The following is a 4,330-nucleotide window of genomic DNA, read 5'->3' as shown; positions in this document are numbered from 1 at the left end:
GCTCTTGCCGAAGCTGGGGTGCTTGCCGCAGACGTCGCAGGTGGCAGCCACGGTCTTCTCCTGAATCTCTTGCCGGCACACGACCTGGTGGTCGTGGATGTCATCGTGGTCGACGGCGGTAGCCGCGCAACCGCGCCCGAACGGGCAACCTGTGCAGGATACCCGACCGCGGGGGAGCCGCCCAAACGGTGCGACACACCTCACGGTGTCGTGTCGGTGGCGACGGCTAGCCTGGACGCGATCGACCATACCGGGAGGACGGACGTGACCGACACGCGCACCGTGCTCGCTGCGGCGGTGGTCCGGTGAGCCCGCTCGACGCCCCGCTCACCCGCCTCGTCGGGGACCGCACCGCCAAGGCGCTGGCCAAGCTCGGGCTCGAGACCGGCTGGGACCTCGTGCGCCACTACCCGCGGCGGTACGGGGACCCGAGCCGGCTCACCGACTTCACCGACCTGCCGGTGGGGGACCACGTCACGGTCAACGCGCGGGTCGCGCGCACCACCCTGCGCCCCACCCGCAAGCCCCGCACCTCGATGCTCGACGTCACCGTCACCGACGGGCAGCGCGAGCTCGTGCTGCGGTTCTTCGGCGCCCACGGCTACCTGGCCAGCCAGGAACGCAAGCTCTACCCGGGCCGGGTGGGGCTGTTCACCGGCACCGTCGAGCACTTCGCCGGCCGGCGGATGCTGAAGAACCCGGCCTTCCGCTTCGTCGACGACGAGGAGGACGAGGCGCGCGCCGTCGAGGAGGCCTCCCGGCCCATCCCGTTCTACGCCGCCAGCGCCGCGCTGCCCACGTGGCGCATCCGCGGCGCGGTCCAGACCGTGCTCGAGCCGCTCACCGAGGAGGACGTCCCGGACCCCGTGCCGGAGCGGATCCGGCGGCGCGACAACCTGCCCACCCTGCGCGAGGCGCTGCGCCTCGTCCACGCCCCGCAGACGGAGGCCGACTGGCGCCGCGGCCGCGAGCGGCTGCGCTACGAGGAGGCCTTCGTCCTGCAGACCGCGCTCGCGGTGCGCCGCGCCGAGACCGAGGCCACCGCCGCCACCGCGCGGCCACCGCGGGAGGGTGGCATCCGCGACGCCTTCACCGCCCGGCTGCCCTTCACCCTCACCGAGGGCCAGGCCGCGGTCGTCGCGGAGATCTCCGGCGAGCTCGCCCGCCCCTGGCCGATGCAGCGGCTCCTCCAGGGCGAGGTCGGCTCGGGCAAGACGGTCGTGGCGCTGCTCGCCATGCTCCAGGTCGTCGACGCCGGGGGACAGGCCGCGCTGCTCGCCCCCACCGAGGTGCTCGCCGCCCAGCACGCCCGCTCCATCACCGCGCTCCTCGGCCCGCTCGCCGAGGCGGGGATGCTCGGCGGCGCGGAGAACGGCACCCGGGTCACCCTCCTCACCGGCTCGCTGCCCGCCGCCGCACGCCGGCAGGCGCTCCTCGCCGCGGCGTCGGGGGAGGCCGGCATCGTCATCGGCACCCACGCGCTGCTCTCCGAGGGCGTCCAGTTCGCCGACCTCGGGCTCGTGGTGGTCGATGAGCAGCACCGCTTCGGCGTCGAGCAGCGCGACGCGCTGCGCGCCAAGGCGGCGGTCACCCCGCACCTCCTCGTCATGACGGCCACCCCCATCCCGCGCACCGTGGCGATGACGGTCTTCGGGGACCTGGAGACCTCCACGCTGCGCGAGGTCCCGGCCGGTCGCTCCGGGATCCGCACCTTCCTCGTCGACGCGCTCAACGAACGCTGGGTGCAGCGCACCTGGGAGCTGGCCCGCGAGGAGATCGACGACGGCGGGCGCGTCTACGTCGTGTGCCCGCGGATCAGCGCCCAGGACGACGACGTCGAGGGCGAGCTCGTCGCGGCGGACGCCGACGGCGAGGCGGCCGGGCCGGGGAACGGCGCCGGCAGGACGGGCGGTCCGCGCGGGGGCGAGGGCGCGGGGAACGGGCAGCGCCCGCTCGCGGCCGTCGACGAGGTCGCGGCGCTCCTGCGCCGGCACCCCGCGCTGGAGGGCGTCCGCATCGGCGAGCTGCACGGGCGGATGACGCCGGAGGAGAAGGACGTCGCCATGGCGGCCTTCGCCGCGGGCGAGGTGCCGGTCCTCGTCACGACGACGGTCGTCGAGGTCGGGGTCGACGTCCCGGAGGCCTCGGTCATGGTCATCATGGACGCCGACCGCTTCGGCATCTCCCAGCTCCACCAGCTGCGCGGCCGCATCGGCCGGGGCGCCCGCCCGGGCACCTGCCTGGCGTGGACCACCGCCCGCGACGGCACCCCGGCGATGACCCGCCTGCGCGCCTTCGAGGCGACCACCGACGGCTTCGAGCTTGCCCAGGTCGACCTCGAGCAGCGGCGCGAGGGCGACATCCTCGGTGCCGCCCAGTCCGGCCGCGGCAGCTCGCTGCGCCTGCTGCGGGTGCTCACCGACACGGACGTCATCGAGCGGGCCCGCTGGGACGCCCGCGCCGTCGTCGACCGCGACCCCACGCTGGCCGAGCTGCCCGCCCTGTCCCGCACGATCACCGAGCAGCTCGACCCGGAGCGGGCCGAGTTCCTCAACCGCACCTAGGCGGGCCCACGGACCAGCCTGCGTGTCGCGGGAGCGTGGAGGCCCGGCCGGGCCGGCCGTCGCTCCCGGTGGGCCGGCCGCCCGCACGCGGGACCACCCGCCCGCACGCGGGACCACCCGCCCGGTACGCTGCCCGCCATGCCCGAGGAGCTGCTGCTGCGCACCCGTGCCCTCAGCGTCGGCTACGGGCAGGAGCCGGTGTGCGCGCCGGTGGACCTCACCCTCGCCCCGGGCGAGGCGGTGGCCGTCATCGGCGCGAACGGCACCGGCAAGTCCACCGTCCTGCGCACCGTGCTCGGGCTGCAGGAACCGCTCGGCGGGCGGGTCGAGCTCCTCGGTGCCCCGCCGGACCCCCGCACCGGGGACCAGCGCGCCGCCGTGGCCGCCGTCCTCGGCGACGATGCGTTCTTCCCCGCCCTCACCGTCACGGAGCACCTCCTCCTCACCGCCCTCGGGCACCGCGTCCCGGACGCCCGCGACCTCGTCACCGACCTCGTCGCGGACTTCGGTCTCGACGACCGTGCCGACGCCCTGCCCTCGGCGCTGTCCTCCGGACAGCGCCGACGTGTGCTGCTCGCCGCCGCCTTCGTGCGCCCCCGCTCCCTCCTCGTCCTCGACGAGCCCGAGCAGCGCCTCGACGCCGGTATGCGCAACCGCCTCGCGGAGATGCTCGTCGAGGAGCGCGCGGAGGGCGGGGCGGTGCTCGTCGCCTCCCACGACCCCGTCCTCGTCGAGCGCGCCGCCACGCGTGTCCTCCTCCTCGACGCCGACGGCGTGCACGAGTTCGACCCGGCCGCCGGCGCCGCGGCCATCGCCGCGCTGTGAGCCGCCGGCGGACCCCGGCCCTGCGCGCCCCGTCGGGTGCCGCCGGATACCCGAGCGGCGGTGCGATGCGCCGCTGGACCCGGCTCGTCGTCCGCGCCCGGAGCCGCACGGGTGCCGGTGAGCTGCTCTCCGACGTCTACACCATCGTCCTCACCGTCGCCGTGACCGTCGCGATGGCCGCCGCCCTCGCCCGCAGCGCCGGCCTCGCCCGGCCGGGACATACGCAGGCCGTCACCGCCCTGGACACCGGGTGGCTCATGCTCCTGGCCGCCGTCGCGGTGCTCGGCGCCGGGACCGGGGTGCTCGCCCGCACCGGCCCGGTCGCGCTCGGTGCGGCACAGGCGGGCTGGTGGCTGCCGCTGCCGGGGGAGCGGCGTTCCCTGCTGCGGCCCTCGCTCCTGGCCCCCACCAGCGGCGCCGCCGCCGTCGGCGCGGTCACCGGGCTGCTCCTCGCCCTCGCCCTCGACCCGGCGCTCGGCGTGACGGGCGGGCTGGCCGCCACGCTCACCGGTCTGGCGCTCGGCGGCGCCGTGGCACTCGCGCTCGTCCCCGTCGAGGCGACCGGCCGGTGGCGGCTCGCCTCCGCGGTCGGGGACGGCCTGCTCGCCCTCGTCCCCGTGGTCGCGCTGGTGCTCGCGCTCCGCCCACCCGGCGCGCTCACCGTCACGGTCGGCTGGGCACCGCTCGCCGCCGCCCTCGTGCTGCTCGGCGCGGCCGGGTGGGTCGCCGCACACAGCCTCCCGCACATCCACGACAGCGAGCTGCGCGAACGCGGTGCCGCCACGCTCGAGCTGAGCGGGGCCGTGCTGTCCAGCGACACCCGCGCGCTGGGCCGCGCGCTGGACACCGGGCCCCGCCGTGGCCGGCGCCGCCGCTCCGCCCGGCTCGGACCGGTCCCGGCGCTCGTCCGCGCCGCCGGGCCGGGTGCCGCCCTCGCCGTC

Annotated in this window: 4 protein-coding genes; all 4 read left to right on the top strand. The window is 76.8% G+C overall.

What is annotated here, in order from left to right:
- Positions 1–309 (top strand): hypothetical protein (locus Q0195_RS10540; RefSeq protein ID WP_299278101.1); only part of this gene is annotated, 309 nt, incomplete at its 5' end.
- Positions 306–2,564: an ATP-dependent DNA helicase RecG gene (locus tag Q0195_RS10535; protein ID WP_299278098.1), complete on the top strand. Its 2,259-nt coding sequence runs from the start codon at positions 306–308 to the stop codon at positions 2,562–2,564. The genes Q0195_RS10540 and Q0195_RS10535, both read left to right, overlap by 4 nt.
- 138 nt (positions 2,565–2,702) lie before the next feature.
- On the top strand, positions 2,703–3,389 hold the full coding sequence (locus tag Q0195_RS10530; protein WP_299278095.1) for an ABC transporter ATP-binding protein: 687 nt from the start codon (positions 2,703–2,705) through the stop codon (positions 3,387–3,389).
- Between the two features lie 65 nt (positions 3,390–3,454).
- A partial coding sequence (locus Q0195_RS10525) for a DUF6297 family protein (RefSeq protein ID WP_299278092.1) occupies positions 3,455–4,330 on the top strand: 876 nt, incomplete at its 3' end.

Origin of the sequence: uncultured Georgenia sp., from assembly GCF_937958535.1 — a bacterium.
In the GTDB taxonomy this organism is placed as follows: Bacteria; Actinomycetota; Actinomycetes; order Actinomycetales; family Actinomycetaceae; genus Oceanitalea.
This window is presented reverse-complemented; position numbering and strand designations above follow the sequence as displayed.

What these genes read in the sequence shown, in the direction of transcription:
- Q0195_RS10530 (WP_299278095.1), top strand. Translation starts at nt 2,703, where the DNA reads ATGCCCGAGGAGCTGCTGCTGCGCACCCGTGCCCTCAGCGTCGGCTAC.